Here is a 15,290-nt window from a genome sequence, read left to right as displayed (position 1 = left end):
TATAATAATGGAAACCTTAAGCGTTAGGTTAAGAGCTTTCTGGCCAGTATGGCCGCCGTTTTAGCTGTTATATTAGCAATGTCATGAGACGGTGAAACTTCAACAATATCGATGAGCGGTATCCTGCAATCACCTGATTTACATGAAGCTATTATTTGTTCCAAAATAGCTTCAACTGTTGCAAGTGGTACTCCGCGCGGGGCTGGAGCACTTACCCCTGGTGCCTGATAATGGGGGAGCAAATCCATATCAATCGTTAGGTATATCAAGTCATTTCTGGCTATTGTCGCCTTGATTTTAGAATGTGCGGATGAAAAATCATTGATCAGATCTTTGTCGCTAACGATGTTGACACCCCATTCATCAGCGCGGTTAAATAAGGCCTGTGTGTTGGCTTCTTCTGCGACACCAAGACATAAGTAATCAAAGGCTTTTGGGTCAAGCATACGAATCTGATTAAATGGTGTTCCAGACGAGGGGCCTACCTCACCAATATTCCGCAGATCAAGATGAGCGTCTAAATTAATTATGCCAATCTTTGTATCGGGGTAAGCGGTCCTTAGACCCATATAACTGCCATACGCTGTTTCGTGACCACCACCCAATACTAACAGCCGGTTATGCTTCGATAGTCCATTGCTTATATGCTTCGCCAACATTGCTTGACCTGCTTCTAGGTCATCACCGTCCACCGTGATATCTCCTAGATCAGTGAGCGATGGTATTTCCCTAGGGGCGGACAGATTGAAGAGTGATTTGCGGATGGCGTCAGGTGCATGTCGGGCACCGGTACGTCCTTTGTTTCTGATCACCCCCGCTTCGCAGGCAAAGCCGATGATTGCGTTTGTGCCTTCCTCAGTGAAGAGATGATACATCCGCTTTGCATCAGGTCCGTCTTCAATATCATTACGGCCTGATGGTGTCGTTGGTCTTACATATTTAACCGACATCTCATCAGTTACTCCCTATGCCCGAGTATCCCCGGAAGATTGAGATTATGGTCTTTTGCACAATCAATTGCTTCACCGTATCCAGCGTCGGCGTGGCGCATTACCCCTGTCGCTGGGTCATTCCAAAGTACATTCTCAATCCGCTTATCAGCGTCTTCACTACCATCACAGCAAATTACCATCCCTGAATGCTGGGAAAAGCCCATGCCGACCCCTCCGCCGTGATGCAGGCTTACCCATGTAGCACCGCTTGCAGTATTTAAAAGGGCATTCAAAAGCGGCCAATCAGAAACGGCATCAGAACCATCTTTCATTGCTTCGGTTTCCCGGTTTGGGGAAGCTACAGAACCACTATCCAAATGATCACGTCCAATGACGACTGGGGCACTTAACTCACCCGTTCGAACCATTTCGTTAAAGGCAAGCCCGAGGCGGTGCCGCTCGCCAAGACCTACCCAGCAAATACGTGCTGGTAATCCTTGAAAACTGATCCGCTCACTCGCCATATCCAGCCAATTATGAAGATGCTTATTATCTGGGATAAGTTCTTTAACTTTAGCATCAGTTTTATAGATATCTTCTGGATCACCCGACAGGGCACACCACCGAAACGGCCCTATGCCACGGCAGAATAATGGACGAATATAAGCTGGAACAAAGCCAGGGAAAGCAAATGCATTTTCCAAGCCTTCATCTTTTGCAACCTGCCGGATATTATTTCCATAATCAAGCGTTGGTACTCCGGCATTCCAGTAATCAACCATTGCAGCCACATGGGTTTTCATACTTGATTTCGCAGCGCGCGCTACGTCGTTTGGTGCGCTTTCGCGTTTTTCTTTCCACTCTGTCATTGTCCAGCCAGCTGGAAGATAGCCGTTAACGGGGTCATGAGCACTGGTTTGATCTGTTAATAAATCGGGTTTTACACCGCGTTTAAATAATTCGGGAAGGATTTCAGCAGCGTTACCTAACAGGGCTACAGATTTAGCCAAGCCACTGTTTGTCCAATGGTTTATCATTGATAGGGCTTCGTCAATACTATCAGTTTTTTCATCAACATAACGGGTTCGAAGCCTGAAATCGATGCGGGTTTCATCACACTCGATGGCTAAGCAACATGCACCAGCCATAACAGCCGCGAGCGGTTGTGCACCCCCCATGCCGCCAAGCCCAGCGGTCATCACCCACCTGCCGGAAAGGTTCCCTCCGTAATGCTGGCGCCCCGCTTCCACGAAGGTTTCATAGGTGCCCTGAATAATTCCCTGGGTTCCAATATAAATCCATGACCCCGCAGTCATTTGACCGTACATAGCCAGGCCTTTTTTATCGAGATCATTAAAATGGTCCCATGTGGCCCAATGGGGCACGAGGTTTGAATTTGCGATCAGTACACGTGGTGCATTTGAGTGGGTTTTGAACACGCCAACGGGTTTGCCGGATTGAACCAGCAGCGTTTCATCTTCATGTAAAGTTTTGAGGCTGTTAATGATCTGATCAAATGCTTCCCAATCTCTTGCGGCGCGGCCAATTCCACCGTAGACGACAAGTTCATGCGGATTTTCTGCAACATCAGGATGCAAATTGTTCATTAACATGCGAAGCGGCGCTTCGGTTAACCAACTTCTAGTATTTAGAGTGGTCCCAGTTGGTGGAATGATTTCACGGGCATTATGCCTTGGATTTGTCATTTAGATATCCTCCAATTCGGGGAAAAAAACATTTGTTTGATTGATAAAGGACATATCCCGCACAAGTTTTGTCGCTTCTTCGAGGCTAGGGGCTAAAAAGCGATCTTCATACAAGGGGGAAATATTATTGTAGAAATGATGAAGAATAGCACGTAAAGGGACGCTGGTTTGCTCCGGTTCTCTGTACCGGATACCTTCGGCGGCACAAAAAACTTCTATTCCTAGAATGTGAAATAGATTTTCAGTCATTGGCATTAATCGTCTAGCCCCATGTGCTGCCATGCTAACATGATCTTCCTGATTAGCTGATGTTGGGGTAGAGTCAGTTGAACAAGGGTTGGCAAGATGCTTGTTCTCGCTCATTAAGGCTGCACTTGTAACTTCGGCAATCATCAAACCAGAATTTAGTCCGGGGTCTGATGCCAAAAATGGCGGCAAGTCGAAACTAAGGGTAGGATCTACCAAAAGGGCAATCCGCCTTTGAGCAATTGCACCAATTTCTGATACTGCGAGTGCAATGATGTCAGCGGCAAAAGCAACGGGCTCAGCATGAAAATTGCCACCAGAGACAATCTTGTTATCGCTTGTTAAAACAAGGGGGTTGTCTGTAGCTGCATTTGCTTCACGAACCAGAGTTTTTGCCGCTGAGTTCAAAAGATCGATCGCAGCTCCCACCACTTGTGGTTGGCAACGTATGCAATATGGGTCTTGAACACGGGGGTCATCAGCGCGGTGCGATTCTCTAATTTCACTGCCTTCCAGGAGGTCTCGTATTACGGATGCGGCAGCAATTTGGCCAGGATGTCCTCTAAGATTATGAATTTCTGCAGCTAATGGAGCTGTTGAGGCCTTTGCTGCATCAATGGACAAAGCGGACGCTAGCAATGCTATATTTGCGGCATGATGTGCTTCAAAAAGGCCTGCTAAGGCATAAGCCGTTGAAAATTGTGTGCCGTTAATTAAAGCCAAACCCTCTTTTGGTCCTAAAACAACTGGTTTAAGGCATGCACGGTGAAGCGCATCAGCCCCCGTCATAACTTCATTCTGATATGTTGCGTGGCCTTCGCCAATCATGACTGCAGCCATATGAGCAAGCGGTGCCAGGTCCCCAGAGGCACCTACAGAGCCCTGTGCTGGCACAATAGGTATCACGCCTTTTGCCAGCATTGCCCCCAGAAGATCGATGATCACTTCGCGAACACCAGACGCACCGCGGCCAAGCGATATAAGTTTTAGTGCCATCATTAGCCTGACAATATTGTCGGGTGTTTTTACCCCAACACCACAGCAATGTGACAAAATCAGGTTTCTCTGCAGTGTCGCTGTGTCATCCGCTGGAATTCGTATTGAAGCAAGCTTGCCAAATCCTGTGTTAATCCCGTATACGGCATTGTCTCCAACAGCCACTTCGGCAACAAGTTTTGCTGATGCGCGTATTCTTTGACGCGCACTCTCATCCAGTTTGACGGGAAGGTTTCCACTCAAAATAGCCTTCAACTGTTTGAGTGAGACCTCACCTGGTATCAATGTCAACATTCGACACCTCCAAAAATACGTCTAAAAAGTGGGGCATCGCCGATGCGATAAGTGAGTTCCGCAGGATGGGACACGTCCCAGATGGCAAAATCAGCACGAGCGCCCGAAACCAATTGCCCAATCCCCTTCAATCCCAGCGCCTTTGCTGCGTGAAGGGTTGCGCCTTGTAGGCATTCAAGGGGTGTAAGGTTAAATAATGTCGCCCCCATATTCATCGCGAGTAAAAGCGATGTCATGGGCGATGAACCCGGGTTACTATCTGTTGCGAGCGCTATCGGTATCTTTCTGAGCCGGAAACCATCAATTGGGGGACATTTGGTTTCTTTTAAAAAGAAATAAGCTCCAGGTAATAAAACAGCAACGGTGCCAGCCGCTTTCATGGCGTCCATGCCTGCATCATTAATATGTTCAAGGTGATCAGCGGATAAAGCCGCATATTGACAAGCTAATTCAGCCCCTCCCATTAACGACAATTGCTCAGCATGAATTTTAACAGGCAGGCCTAATTTCTGCGCGGTTTTGAAAACACGTTCTATTTGTTCTCGAGTGAATGCGATATTTTCGCAAAATCCGTCGACCATATCGACGAGGTTTTCAGCAGCCGCCGCCTTTAGGGTAGGGATGCAGATACTATCAATATATTCATCAGCATCTAAGCCTATGGGTACTGCATGGGCACCCAGAAAGGTCGTGATTATGTTTACAGGGCGTTCTTTTGACAGTTGTCGTGCGGTTCGGAGAATTCGAATTTCGGTATCATGATCCAGCCCATAACCTGATTTTACCTCAACTGTTGTTACTCCGTCTGCTAACAAACGGTCTAGTCGTTTAAGGGCTGTTTTCAGAAGGTCGCTATCGCTTGCGACGCGTGTCGCAGCAACTGTGGATGTAATTCCCGCCCCTGACCGCGATATTTCTTCGTAGGATACCCCATTAAGCCGCATTTCAAATTCGTTTGCACGCGAACCGCCATAAATCAAATGGGTATGGCAATCAATCAGGCCTGGCGTTATCAATCGGCCATTCAGGGACTGTTCTCCCTGAATAGTCAAATCACGGGGTAAACCATGTCTGGGGCCCGCATAGACTATCGTATCTCCTGATATCGCAAGCACGCCATTTTCTATAAGGCCATAAGTGTCCGCCTTATGAAGAGTTGCGAGTGTCGCATCCGTATAAAGATAGGTATGCATATTCGAAATCACTTTTCTTATATATGTACATATATATTAATATGTTTATACATATAAGAAAATGAGTCAATCTATATTGCTAATGCTTTCGAAATCAGAAATAGTGTGGCTATGCATCCTTATGAAACTATTCGTAGCGAAATCTTGCGCCGTATTAACGATCAAACATGGCCTGCGGGTTACGTTTTGCCACAAGAAGAACAATTGGCTGTTGAATTTGAAGTTGCCCGTGGAACTGTGAGAAGGGCATTATCGAGTTTAGTTGACGCTGGGCTTATTGAACGCAAGCGCCGTGCCGGAACGCGCGTTGTTGATCGTAAATCACATACTTCAACGCTAACTATTCCGATTGTACGGCATGAAATTGAAAATGCAGGTCATCATTATGGATACAAGCTTTTGTCGGCCCGAATATGTGGGCCCGAGATTGATGAAAAAGGCATTTTTGGTGATGTTATGCTTCGGCATATTCTCTGTCTTCACTTGAATGATGGGCGTCCTTACCAACTTGAAGACCGCATAATCAGTATTGATGCGATTCCAGAGGCAGAGACTTTTGATTTTAAATCAATCAGCCCGAACGAATGGCTTATTGCAAAGGCGCCTTATTCATCCGTGCGAACGATATTACGTGCGGATTGTGCATCCGGTAATGATATGAAACATCTTAGGGTTAAAGCTCATGATCCGGTATTCATAATTGATCGGCAGACCAGTTTTAACAAAGTACCACTTACATACGCACGCTTGTCTCATTCTGGAGATCGTTACCAGATTGTTACAGAAACAGATGAGATATAGGCACGCTAATATAGGGAGTTTTGTGATAGTAGCGGCCGCCGCTTCCATTATTTTGGGGGGTGTTAGCTCGAAGCAGAGCTCAGTTATGTCTCAATCAATTAGTTCAGGGCCTATTTGCTCAGACAACACAACCTACACATTTACGTTGGTCAAAACAGGTTCTAGTCATACAATTCCCTCATTCATTACCTCGGTATTAAGCGATACCTTTCAATGAATGTATTCCAGTTCCTTCGATATTAGTAGCTTGTTTGACAATACCTTATTAGGCCCGTTCGGCAGGCAAGCGATAGCTTCTTGTAGTAATCCGTTCACTAATATCAGAAATGCCTTCAATACTTCATCTGTTGGTACTTCCAATGGAAAGCAAACCATATTAGCTACATCAGCACGACAATCAGAACCTTTTATAAGGTCAAACTTTACTTTTTCTTCGATCTTCGTCATGGTTAGATGAAAATCTTCCCCTTGCTCCGGAAACCAGATATCAAACGTACCAGCATCTACCTTTTTTACTGTCAAATATTCTATAGCCTCAGGCAACTCGTATCCTAAATCTTTCAAATTCCACTCTAGGTCTAGCTTGAGTAAACAAACATCGTTAAATTCCATGACTATAAAGCCTTCGCGATGATAGCATAACTCTTCTACAATTGATTCTAACGTAGCATCGTCACTTCCGTGTCTATCAAAAAACGAATAAGGTATGCAATCATATGGGTCCTTACGTGAGTTTAGGTGCATAGATATTTTCATTTTATTCCTCATGACGACGCTGTCAGACTAATGCTAACCAGTCTCAAATTACACTGGAAGTGATGATTTTCATACAGAGAATTCTGCAAGTTGATGCCGCCCTGTGAGTTGAATAATCTTGCCTGTGTATTGTTTCCGAAGGAGCCGTTTACGCCATATAACGAAATGGATGTTTGATCATCCTTTCAGGGTATGGCAGTGGCGACCCCTGATCAACATCGTTTTGCTTTGACAACACCCTGCGTGTCGGTGTTCGTTAATAGCATGTATTAAGAAAATCGAGTACGTCAGCTATAGAGGTTTCAGGGATTTCTTCATGAAGAATATGACCTGCATTATCATATTCTATTAGCTTGGAGTTCATCAGGGCATTTTCAAAACGTTCGCCGTGATCATTTGGAATGATCATATCCTTTGCGCCCCATAATATTAGCGTTGGGGTGTTTATATTGCTTAAATCATCCGTTGGGTCTGGAAGGGTGAATTCCGCGATTGACTTAATTAGCTCCTCGCCATTGGAATTAAGTGTCAGCATATCCTTCGCCTGTTTTATCCGTTCAGGGGTAACAAGTGACGGGTTTGCATATAATCGTGACAATGAATATTGAACGCCAATCTCCGATGGGTTTCGAAAGTATGCTTTAACAGCAGCGGGGGCTTCAACGGCTTTATCGGTTACACCGTTAATAGAATATCCGCCGGGTGCAACAAGGATCAATGCTTTGACACTATTCGGGTTTTTTAGCGCATATTTCCATGCGACCAGACCACCGAGGGAGTTGCCGCCAAGAATAGCATTGTCGATATCTAAGGCTTGCATTACGTCATCAAGAAAATGGGCACGCTCATTGGGCGCATAGCGGGTTTGGGGATCAGCGCCAGTTAGCCCATGTCCAAGCAGGTCATACCTGATCACTCTGTAGCTCTTTTTAAGGTCAGTTGCCCATGTATCCCAACTCTCTAGGCTAAAGGAAAAGCCATGAAGTAATATAATTGGTTGTGCACTCTCTGGTCCTTCAATCCGAATACGTACCTTTGCGCCGGCAATATCCATGATTTGATCACTGGCAAGCATGTATCTTTTGGCTAACGGATTGGTCTCAGAGTTGCTGTCTGACCAGCTAGGACTAGTCGATAAAAATAACGCCGACATAAGGGTTAGAATTATTGAATTCCAGCGTTTCATCATCAGGCCTCCCAGTCTTTTTTTAAATACCGCGCAGCCATGAAGAAAAACAAAGCAGCGAATAAGTAGAAGCCGGTACCCGCAAGGATCGCGTAACGCAGGGAATCGTCGCCGTATTCTGCTGTGAAATACTCAGATAATTTACCGATCAAATATGTGCCCAGCCCGATACCAATCAAATTATTGATAAATAGAAAAATTGCCGAAGCTGTGGAGCGCATACCCGGTTCAACAAGATGTTGAACAGCAGAGATTACAGGGCCAAGCCATACAAGGCCAAGTGCTGTCGGGATAATAAGCAACATAGCAGCAATGGTTAGCGTGTCTGTTAATACACCGAAGAAATAAAACGGGATCGTAACGAGAAATGCTATCGCAGGGACTATTGCATAGGCTGATTTGTTATTCTGTCCAAATTTGTCACCGTATACACCCCCGATCCAAATGCCAATGATGCCGCCCACAAGCAATATCGCGCCGTAAAACAAGGATGCATCCAGAACGCTTAGGCCGTAGCTTCTAACCAGGAAGGACGGTAACCAAAAGAATATACCATACCCCATCATTGATGAGCATGAGGCTCCAAATGAGATTAACCAGAAGCTTGGTTTTGGCAATAATATAGAAAATACATCGGTAATTGGTGCTGGTTCGGTGATGTTTGTTTTTGGATCAAATTGGCCACGTTTCGGCTCTTTTACTGTTAAGCGGAAAATGGGCGTCAAAACGAGGCCTGCAATTCCCACAATGAAAAAAGCAGCGCGCCAATCAATATAGCTCGCAATAACACCGCCAAATACGATCCCAAGTGCGCTTCCTATGGGAATTCCAAACGAATAAACTGCAAGTGCCCTTGCTCGTTTTTCTGGCGGGTAAAAATCAGCAATTAAGGAATATGCGGGCGCAACACCGCCAGCTTCCCCCACCCCTACACCGAGGCGTGCCATGAAAAGCTGCCAAAAGTTTTGCGCTAGGCCACAAAGGGCTGTCATTAAACTCCAGAGGCCAAGTGCGATGGTCATGATCCAGGTTCTGCTTTTCCGATCAGCAAGCATCGCTACTGGAACGCCCAGGATTGTATAAAAAAGGGCAAATGCAATACCGCCCATCGCCCCCAGTTCACCGTCATTTAATGCCAGTTCTTCTTTGATGGGAACGGCAAGAATGCCAATGATCTGACGGTCGATAAAGTTAAATGTATATACGAGGATAAGAATTGCTAAAATATACCAAGGTGCTTCACTTGGTGACGATTCTGTATCTGTTAGATTTTGCATAATATTGAATTACTTTAAGTCATCTAAAAAGTTTGCAATAGCAGCAATGCTTTTGTCTTCATTCAGGATTGGAGCGTGGCCTACGCGAGGGATCGTGATGCCCATACAATTTGGATGGCGCCGCTTCATTTCATCCACCGTGTCCGGATGTAATATATCCGAATATTCACCTCTAATTACAAGAATTGGTATAGAAGCACATGCTTCAAAAAGTGGCCATAAATCTGGCGAGACTGCTGCTTCTTCAGATTGCTCAATAGGTTTTGAAATATTTGGATCGTACGAAAGAACTGGCGCGCCATCACTGTCTTCATGATATGTGCGTTTTGCGAATTTTGCCCAATCATCATCGGTGAAATCGGGATAGAAGGGCCCATTCAACTCGCGAATTCTGTCCGCTGCCTCAGCCCATGTTTTCGCTGGCTTAGTTTTGCCAACGTAGGCCTTAATTCTATTTAGGCCCTTCGGGTCAACAACAGGTCCGATATCATTGATAATAATACCCTCGAATAGTGCGGGGTTTGCTGCTGCCATCATCATAGACATCAAACCGCCCATTGATGTCCCGAGCAGAGTTACCTTATCAAGACTTAAATAATTAATGAGAGAAAACATATCCTGCACATACGTTGTTGGCAGATAGTTCTCTGGGCTAGGATCATAGTCTGATTTTCCCCGTCCTCGTTGGTCAACTGCTATGACACGGGAGTGTTTGTGAAGATATGGGATAATTTCCTCAAAATCCGCTGAATTACGGCTCAGGCCATGCATGCACAATATTGTATGCTTGGGGTTGCTATGTGGATAGTCCCGGGCGTAAAGAGTTAATCCATCGGATGATTTGTAATAGACATCTTGGTATTCACTCATAATATTTATCCCGGTAGGTTTCCCGAAGTTCGCGTTTCAGGATTTTACCATTAGGGTTTCTTGGAAGCTCGTCAATATATTCAAGATAAGATATTCGCTGTTGCCGACCAAGCGAGGCATTGATTACGGCCTTTATGTCGTCAGTTGGCTGCTGGCAGGTTTTGCTTTTGACCACCAGCGCGAGCGGCGTTTCGCCCCATTTTTTATTCGGTATTCCAACAACTGCTGCATCTATGATCGAAGGGTGCTTTAATAATTCTGCTTCAATATCGGCAGGATAAATATTTTGCCCGCCAGAGAGGATCATATCCTTCTTCCGGTCAACAATACTGAGGTATCCATTTTTGTCGATAAATCCAATGTCGCCAGTCCTTAACCATTTTCTATCCTCATGGTCATACCAGAATACGTCTTTTGAGGCGTCTGGACGGGCATGATAGCCAGGCATAATGAAAGGGGAGTTGCCGATAATCTCACCAACAGTACCATTATCAACAAGTTGATCATTATCATCCAAAATTGCGATATCGCTTCCAAGGAGCGGGCGTCCAACAGATGTCCAGTTGTCCGGCATTTCACTGCCGCGCATGATCGTTATAATACCTTCTGTTAATCCATATATTTCATAGAGATTACCTGAAAGTTTTGCGTGGACATTTCTCTTTAAGTCGATATGCATCGGGGCGCCAACGGTGATAGCGCACTCAATCGAAGATAAATCTAAGTCTCTATGATCACTTATTTCCATAATACGCTGATACTGAACCGGAACCATTGCAGTATGAGTGATTTTGTGGTGGCTTATTCGCCGAACGGTTTCATCTGCGTCAAATTTGTTTGGGCTGACGATGATCGTACCGCCAACCAGTAGTGTTGCGAGCATGGTTGCCCATGAAATGTTTGAGTATAAACCGGTTGCAATGAGTGTCTTTGTTTCTGAATGAAAATTATACTCAAGTGCCAGATCATAGGCCCAGTTTTTTCGGCCTTCAAAGGTTGCAATGATACCTTTGGGCAATCCGGTTGTTCCTGAAGAATAAATAATGTTCATTGCATTTTCAGCAACATGGGAATGAGGTGGGGGTCCTATATTCTCAGGTAAACTGTTTATAAATTCGTCAGGGAAACCTGTTTCAGTAGCAGCAATAATTTCTATTTTCTTTTCAGTGTTTATGCGACCAGCGTGGTCTGTGCTCACATAAATAATTTTCGCTTCCGCATCTTTGATCATGTTCGCAAGGGCATGATTGTCGACAGAGATATTTAAGGGGACAGAGCAGCATCCTGCCTTTGCGATACCGAATAGTATCTGCGTCATTTCAATGCTGTTTGACATTAAAACCGCAATTTTATCACCTGGATTGCAACCAGCCTCTAAAAGGCTGTGTGCAATCCGGTTTGTCGTATGGTCGAACTCTTGCCATGTGACCTGGCGTTTGTCATCGCAGAATGCTGCTTTCTGGGGGCGCCACTTGGCATGCAGCGCCAAAACCTCAGGCAAATTTATCGACATGCTCATAACATTCACTAACTTTGTCTTAGAATTTGTATGAGGCAGTTAATGTTACGGTTAGGGGATTACCAAAGAAACCTGTAAGCGTTCCTTCGGTGCCCAACGTCGGTACAAAGCCACCATTCCCGTTAGGCGCGACAAAATTATACCCAGCGACAATATATTCTTTGTCGGTCAGGTTTTTTCCGTGCAAGCCAACTTGCAGGTTATTGTCTTCAGCGGTCCAAACAATACTTGCATCCCAAAGGGCAAATGCAGGTTGGTCAAGAAGCGGTGAAGGAACTTCAAACTGGCTTGCCGCGCTTCTAAAAGCAACGGAATTGATGATTGAAAGCGTTCCATTTGATCCAGATATCTCAAGCGGCATACTGTAATTAAGGTTACCGCTTACTGTCCATTCAGGTGTGTTTTGGAAAACGCGCTGATCAGCAACATCAACACCAAAGGCATCAATGAATTCATTAAATTCTGCGTCAAGATAACCAATAGCCCAATTGAATGCTAAGCTGTCGTCATCTTGAGCAAGGCTTTGTGCAACCAGGGCCTGGCCTTCAAATTCAATACCATTCACATCAGCGTCCGCTGCATTTGACGTGATCCCGGTGAAGGTATCATTAATGCCATCACCGTTGGTGTCGACGCCGACAGATCCCGGAATTTGGATGTCTTTATAGCTAGATAAAAAACCGGTTAGGGCAATGTTTACCCGACCATCTGCCAGCGCCGCCTTCCAGCCCAGTTCAAATGTATCAACTTCTTCAGGGTCAAAGCTAAGGAATTCAAAGATTTCATCCCCGCTCACAGTGCCATCAGCATTAAAATCAGGGGCGGCGGTAGATTGACCGCGCGGGTCAAAACCACCACCCTTGAAGCCACGTGAGTATGAGAAATAAACATTATGATTATCATTTGGCCGCCAACTGATAGAGCCGCGTGGTGTAAAGCGCTCAAAAGTCTCGCTTCCATTAAAATCAGATGTTGTCGCGATCGGAATGGCCGTGCCACCAAAGCGCTCGGAAAAGCCACCGATCAGTGTTTGGCGCAAGATCGTTGATGTTCGTTCGTCGCTCGTAAAGCGGCCGCCTAATGACAATTGAAATTGTTCGCTAAGGTCAAAAGAAACATCACCGAATATCGCCCATGTGGATGTGTCAACATCACTGAGCGTGAAAGCATTCAAACCAGGCAGGCCAATAAGGTCGCCAGTTGTGCCAAGGATTACATCAAAAGCATTTAAGGCATTTGCATCCAGATAATAAAACCCAAGAATACCTGCGATCGCCTCGCTTTCGTATAGGATTTGAAACTCTTCAGAGAACTGATCATTTTCATAGTCAACCGGAACGTCGATATCTGCAACAGGCAAGCTATCAAAATCAATCGGGCTGCGTGATTTATCTTCACGGTATGCTAAAATGTTTTTTAGGGTCCAGTTTTCATTAATATTATATTCAATGGTTCCTGAAAAACCGTAGGCTTCAACATTTTGTTCAGGGTTGTTCAGACCAGCTCTTGTATCGAAAACATTATCCAGAACTGGATCACCCGACGTGCTCGGGATCAGGCGATGGCCTTGGCGCGGATCAGAACTGTCGTCGATATAATCGCCAGCTAATCGAATGAATAATTGATCATTAGGCTCAAACTCGAGCGAGAGGCGACCTGCCAGAACAGATTTATTGTAATTATCCAAACCATCGATGGTTAAATTTTCCCCAAACCCATCTCGGTTCAGGGTAGCGAAAGAGCCCCCGATTTTTAATGTATCGGTAACAGGGCCACCCGCTGTCACAACAAGATCCAGTTGTTCGAATGTACCAACCGCACCCCGCACCTTTACCTCAAGTTCGTCTGGCAACCGTTTAGTGACATATTTGATGGCACCGCCAATGGTATTGCGCCCATAAAGGGTACCCTGCGGTCCGCGTAGCACCTCGATGCGCTCTACATCATAAATATCAACAACGGCGGCTTGTGGTCGGTTCAGATATATATCATCAATATACAAGCCAACGCCTGCTTCAAAACCTGCTACCGGGTCTTGTTGCCCCACGCCGCGAATGAAGGCCGACAAAGTTGTGTTTGTGCCGCGTGTTACCTCAAGCGTGACATTGGGGGTGAATTTAGCAATTTCAACAATGTTTTCGACCGCGATACGCTCAAGATCGTCTCCGGAAAATGCTGATATTGCAACTGGAACATCCAGAATGCTCTCGTCCCTGCGTCGTGCAGAAACGATAATTTCTTCATAATTCTGGTCATCATCAATATTTTGGCTCTGGCTTAGTGCCGGATTTGATACGAAAAATGCAGAGCCAGCAATTGCGGTTGATAAAAACAGTTTATTTAACGCAGTCATGCGGTTGAACATAAGGAACCCTCCCGTCATCCTAATTATACCATTACGAATGCCCTCTACCTCATCGCGCAATGATTTATTCAACAAGTGTTGAAATATATTTCTTCAACAACTGTTGAATTGTCAAGTTTATTTTCAACAAGTGTTGAAATATCGGTGAAGATATGATTAAAATACTGTGTTTTCAGTAGCTTGATCGTCGTATCTTTAACGGGGTAGGAAGTCCATGGTTAAAAAAAGAGACAGTTCAGCCAAGGAACGTATTCTTGATTCTGCGGAAGCTTTGTTTTCCCGGCATGGATATGATGGGGTAACCTTACGCAAGATTGCAACAGACGCAGAAGTCGATGTTGCACTTGCCAACTATTATTTCGGCCCCAAAAAAGACCTGTTTGATGCTGTGCTTCTTAGGCGGGCGGAAATATTAAATGATTTGCGTCTTAAAGAACTTGAAGAATGCGAAGAACGTGCGGCGCCAAACCCTCCCAGTGTTGAGGATATTGTGTCATCTTTTCTACATCCGCTATTGATACGTCCAGAAACTCAAGGACCAGGTTGGCGAAATTATTATGCCTTGGTTGCCTATATCAATAACTCGCCAGAGTGGGGTGGCACGGCAATGACAAAATATTTCGATCCTCTGGTAAAACGTTTTATTAGGGCGCTTCATCGTACCTTGCCTGATTTACCTGAAGCTGATCTGTTTTGGTGTTATCAATTCCTGTCAGGTGCACTTGTGCTTAGTTTTGCTGAAACAGGCAGGATTGATAGGCTCTCTGGTGGTTTGTGTCGGTCTGATGATTTGGCGGCTGCTTATAAACGGATGGTACCATTTTTTGTTGAAGGACTTAAGGCGATGGAGAGGCCGTATAAAAAGGTTTAGTGATTGTTTCTATCCTTTCTATTACTCTCGAAAGGGTAAAAACTATTTTATGGCTTTAACTTCATCACTGAAGTCATCGTTTGCCATGGTATTTCAAAGTCGTTTTGCAGTATGTTAAAGTTACGGACTTTTAAGTTTTTAGACCGTGAGAATGAAATACCATCTGAGTTATCTACTGAACGTCACATACCCTTTCTCTTAGCGTCTTCTCTTAATGTTGGTTTCCTTCAAGTACATAATTTGGCAGTTCTCCAATGAAGTGCATTTCCGTAAGTAGT

Annotated in this window: 12 protein-coding genes; 2 read left to right on the top strand and 10 right to left on the bottom strand. The window is 45.0% G+C overall.

Features of this window, described 5'->3' with window-relative positions; all coding sequences use genetic code 11:
- Window positions 1-23 precede the first annotated feature (23 nt).
- Genes hutG through hutI form a run of 4 tightly spaced genes read right to left on the bottom strand, consistent with a single transcriptional unit; the run spans window position 24 to window position 5,367 of the window.
- Window positions 24-950 carry a formimidoylglutamase gene (gene hutG, locus KFF44_RS13100; protein WP_255934892.1) on the bottom strand — a complete coding sequence of 309 codons (927 nt, stop codon included), beginning with the start codon at window positions 948-950 and terminating at the stop codon, window positions 24-26.
- Between the two features lie 8 nt (window positions 951-958).
- A complete protein-coding gene (hutU, locus tag KFF44_RS13095) occupies window positions 959-2,638 on the bottom strand; it encodes a urocanate hydratase (RefSeq protein WP_255934891.1) in 1,680 nt (559 codons plus the stop codon).
- Entirely contained in the window at window positions 2,639-4,174 is a 1,536-nt protein-coding gene (gene hutH, locus KFF44_RS13090) for a histidine ammonia-lyase (protein ID WP_255934890.1), read from the bottom strand. It lies immediately after the preceding gene.
- On the bottom strand, window positions 4,168-5,367 hold the full coding sequence (hutI, locus tag KFF44_RS13085; RefSeq protein ID WP_255934888.1) for an imidazolonepropionase: 1,200 nt from the start codon (window positions 5,365-5,367) through the stop codon (window positions 4,168-4,170). Before hutI ends, hutH begins: the two co-directional genes overlap by 7 nt.
- Before the next feature lie 111 nt (window positions 5,368-5,478).
- Between hutI and KFF44_RS13080 the strand changes: the two genes are divergently transcribed.
- Window positions 5,479-6,168 carry a GntR family transcriptional regulator gene (locus KFF44_RS13080; protein WP_255938837.1) on the top strand — a complete coding sequence of 230 codons (690 nt, stop codon included), beginning with the start codon at window positions 5,479-5,481 and terminating at the stop codon, window positions 6,166-6,168.
- 210 nt (window positions 6,169-6,378) lie between these two features.
- Here the strand turns inward: KFF44_RS13080 and KFF44_RS13075 are convergent, their stop codons facing one another.
- The 6 genes from KFF44_RS13075 to KFF44_RS13050 form a co-directional block, all read right to left on the bottom strand.
- Window positions 6,379-6,924, bottom strand: a complete 546-nt coding sequence (locus tag KFF44_RS13075; protein ID WP_255934887.1) for a hypothetical protein — start codon at window positions 6,922-6,924, stop codon at window positions 6,379-6,381.
- Window positions 6,925-7,180: 256 nt separating this feature from the next.
- A complete protein-coding gene (locus tag KFF44_RS13070) occupies window positions 7,181-8,113 on the bottom strand; it encodes an alpha/beta fold hydrolase (RefSeq protein WP_255934885.1) in 933 nt (310 codons plus the stop codon).
- Complete coding sequence (locus KFF44_RS13065) at window positions 8,113-9,387, bottom strand: MFS transporter (protein ID WP_255934883.1); 1,275 nt, start codon at window positions 9,385-9,387, stop codon at window positions 8,113-8,115. The genes KFF44_RS13070 and KFF44_RS13065 overlap by 1 nt, the downstream gene beginning before the upstream one ends.
- A 9-nt stretch (window positions 9,388-9,396) precedes the next feature.
- Window positions 9,397-10,257: an alpha/beta fold hydrolase gene (locus tag KFF44_RS13060; protein WP_255934881.1), complete on the bottom strand. Its 861-nt coding sequence runs from the start codon at window positions 10,255-10,257 to the stop codon at window positions 9,397-9,399.
- Window positions 10,250-11,776, bottom strand: coding sequence for a class I adenylate-forming enzyme family protein (locus tag KFF44_RS13055; RefSeq protein WP_255934879.1), 1,527 nt, complete (start codon window positions 11,774-11,776; stop codon window positions 10,250-10,252). The genes KFF44_RS13060 and KFF44_RS13055 overlap by 8 nt, the downstream gene beginning before the upstream one ends.
- A gap of 19 nt (window positions 11,777-11,795) precedes the next feature.
- Window positions 11,796-14,141 (bottom strand): TonB-dependent receptor, encoded by a 2,346-nt coding sequence (locus KFF44_RS13050; RefSeq protein WP_255934878.1) that lies wholly within the window; start codon window positions 14,139-14,141, stop codon window positions 11,796-11,798.
- Window positions 14,142-14,355: 214 nt separating this feature from the next.
- Here KFF44_RS13050 and KFF44_RS13045 point away from each other — a divergent pair, with 214 nt between their 5' ends.
- Window positions 14,356-15,012, top strand: a complete 657-nt coding sequence (locus KFF44_RS13045) for a TetR/AcrR family transcriptional regulator (protein WP_255934876.1) — start codon at window positions 14,356-14,358, stop codon at window positions 15,010-15,012.
- The last annotated feature ends 278 nt before the right edge of the window (window positions 15,013-15,290 follow it).

Source organism: Kordiimonas sp. SCSIO 12610 (assembly GCF_024398015.1).
In the GTDB taxonomy this organism is placed as follows: Bacteria; Pseudomonadota; Alphaproteobacteria; order Sphingomonadales; family Kordiimonadaceae; genus CANLMI01.
The sequence above is the reverse complement of the archived record's forward strand: the minus strand, read 5'-3'. Positions and strand labels throughout refer to the sequence as shown.

Bases quoted from the DNA above. Each gene is read 5' to 3' on its own strand.
- hutG (WP_255934892.1), bottom strand. From the start codon at position 950: ATGTCGGTTAAATATGTAAGACCAACGACACCATCAGGCCGTAATGAT.
- hutU (WP_255934891.1), bottom strand. From the start codon at position 2,638: ATGACAAATCCAAGGCATAATGCCCGTGAAATCATTCCACCAACTGGG.
- hutH (WP_255934890.1), bottom strand. From the start codon at position 4,174: ATGTTGACATTGATACCAGGTGAGGTCTCACTCAAACAGTTGAAGGCT.
- hutI (WP_255934888.1), bottom strand. From the start codon at position 5,367: ATGCATACCTATCTTTATACGGATGCGACACTCGCAACTCTTCATAAG.
- KFF44_RS13080 (WP_255938837.1), top strand. From the start codon at position 5,479: ATGCATCCTTATGAAACTATTCGTAGCGAAATCTTGCGCCGTATTAAC.
- KFF44_RS13075 (WP_255934887.1), bottom strand. From the start codon at position 6,924: ATGAAAATATCTATGCACCTAAACTCACGTAAGGACCCATATGATTGC.
- KFF44_RS13070 (WP_255934885.1), bottom strand. From the start codon at position 8,113: ATGATGAAACGCTGGAATTCAATAATTCTAACCCTTATGTCGGCGTTA.
- KFF44_RS13065 (WP_255934883.1), bottom strand. From the start codon at position 9,387: ATGCAAAATCTAACAGATACAGAATCGTCACCAAGTGAAGCACCTTGG.
- KFF44_RS13060 (WP_255934881.1), bottom strand. From the start codon at position 10,257: ATGAGTGAATACCAAGATGTCTATTACAAATCATCCGATGGATTAACT.
- KFF44_RS13055 (WP_255934879.1), bottom strand. From the start codon at position 11,776: ATGAGCATGTCGATAAATTTGCCTGAGGTTTTGGCGCTGCATGCCAAG.
- KFF44_RS13050 (WP_255934878.1), bottom strand. From the start codon at position 14,141: ATGTTCAACCGCATGACTGCGTTAAATAAACTGTTTTTATCAACCGCA.
- KFF44_RS13045 (WP_255934876.1), top strand. From the start codon at position 14,356: ATGGTTAAAAAAAGAGACAGTTCAGCCAAGGAACGTATTCTTGATTCT.